Source organism: Micromonospora sp. DT227, assembly GCF_049841835.1.
Classification (GTDB): Bacteria; Actinomycetota; Actinomycetes; order Mycobacteriales; family Micromonosporaceae; genus Micromonospora.
On the sequence record NZ_JBNCLA010000038.1, the window covers coordinates 1 to 1,674 of the forward strand.

The 1,674-nt window shown below is 68.2% G+C and carries 1 protein-coding gene; it reads left to right on the forward strand.

The genetic code is table 11. The annotated features are described in order from the left end of the window. Nucleotides 1-1,674 (forward strand): type I polyketide synthase (locus ACLQ2W_RS33765; RefSeq protein WP_425791936.1); only part of this gene is annotated, 1,674 nt, incomplete at both ends.

Consider the following 1,674-nt stretch of genomic DNA (forward strand, 5'->3'; position numbering starts at 1 on the left):
GGGGCATCAGGTGTTGGCGGTGGTGCGGGGCAGTGCGGTCAATCAGGATGGTGCGTCGAATGGGTTGAGTGCTCCGAGTGGGCCGTCGCAGCAGCGGGTGATTCGTCAGGCGTTGGCCAACGCGCGGTTGTCGCCGGGCGAGGTGGATGTGGTGGAGGCGCATGGTACGGGCACCAGGTTGGGTGATCCGATCGAGGCGCAGGCGCTGATCGCCGCGTACGGTCAGGATCGGCCGGCGGGGCAGCCGTTGCGGTTGGGGTCGGTGAAGTCGAACATCGGTCACACCCAGGCCGCGGCCGGGGTCGCCGGGATCATCAAGATGGTCCTGGCGATGCGGCACGGGTTGATGCCCAGGACGCTGCATGTGGACGCTCCCTCGTCACATGTGGATTGGTCGGCCGGGTCGGTGCAGTTGTTGACCGAGGCCGCACCGTGGCCTGTCGACGGTCGGCCGCGGCGGGCTGGGGTGTCGTCGTTCGGGATCAGCGGCACCAACGCCCACCTCATCCTCGAAGAGGCCGAACCGCTCCAGATCCTGCAGGAGGCCGATCCCACACCGGACACGGTGCCGGGTCATGAACCGGCTTCGCCGCTGGCCGGCGGGGTGGTGCCATGGTTGTTGTCGGCGAAGTCTGAGGTGGCGTTGCGGGCGCAGGCGCAGCGGCTGGCCGGGTTTGTGGCCGACCGGCCTGACGTGGAGCCGGTGGTGGTGGGGCGGGCGTTGGCGGCCCGGTCGGTGTTCACGCATCGGGGTGTGGTGCTCGGTCAGGATCGGTCGGTGTTGGTGGACGGGTTGCAGGCGTTGGCTTCTGGTGTCGAGGCGCCGGGGGTGGTTGCCGGGGTTGCGGGGTCTGGTCGTCTGGCGGTGGTGTTTTCCGGGCAGGGCAGTCAGCGCGTCGGGATGGGTCAGGGCCTGTATGAGGCGTATCCGGTGTTCGCTGAGGTGTTCGATGAGGTGTGCGCGTACTTCGACCAGCATTTTGAGCGGCCGTTGTGGGAGGTGGTCGCGGGCGAGCCGGAGCTGTTGGATCAGACGGTGTATACGCAGGCGGGGTTGTTCGCGGTGCAGGTGGCGTTGTATCGGCTGCTCGGCTCGTGGGGGGTGGCCCCGCAGTATCTGGCCGGGCACTCGATCGGTGAGTTGAGTGCGGCGTATGTGGCTGGGGTGTGGGATCTGGCTGATGCGGTGGCGGTGGTGGCCGCGCGGGGCAGGTTGATGCAGGCGCTACCTGCTGGTGGGGCCATGGTGGCGTTGACCGCCAGTGACGTCGAGGCGCAGGAGCTGATTGCCGGGCACACCGATCTGGTAGGGGTGGCGGCGGTCAACGGCCCCCGCTCGACGGTGATCTCCGGTGACCAGGATGTGGTGCTGGAGTTGGCGCAGCAGTGGCGAGACGGGGGTGGCAAGGCGCGGCGGTTGAAGGTCAGTCACGCGTTCCATTCGCCGTTGATGGAGCCGATGCTGGCCGAGTTCGCCGACGTGCTGGCCGAGGTGACCTGGCGGGAGCCGACGATCCCGGTGGTGTCTGGCACTCCGGGTGCGGATGTGACCGAACCCGAGTATTGGCTGGCGCATGCCCGGCAGGCGGTGCGGTACCACGATGCGGTGAACGCGTTGCGTGAGCGAGGCGTGGGTGTCTTCCTTGAGTTGGGCCCGGACGGCACGCTGACCTC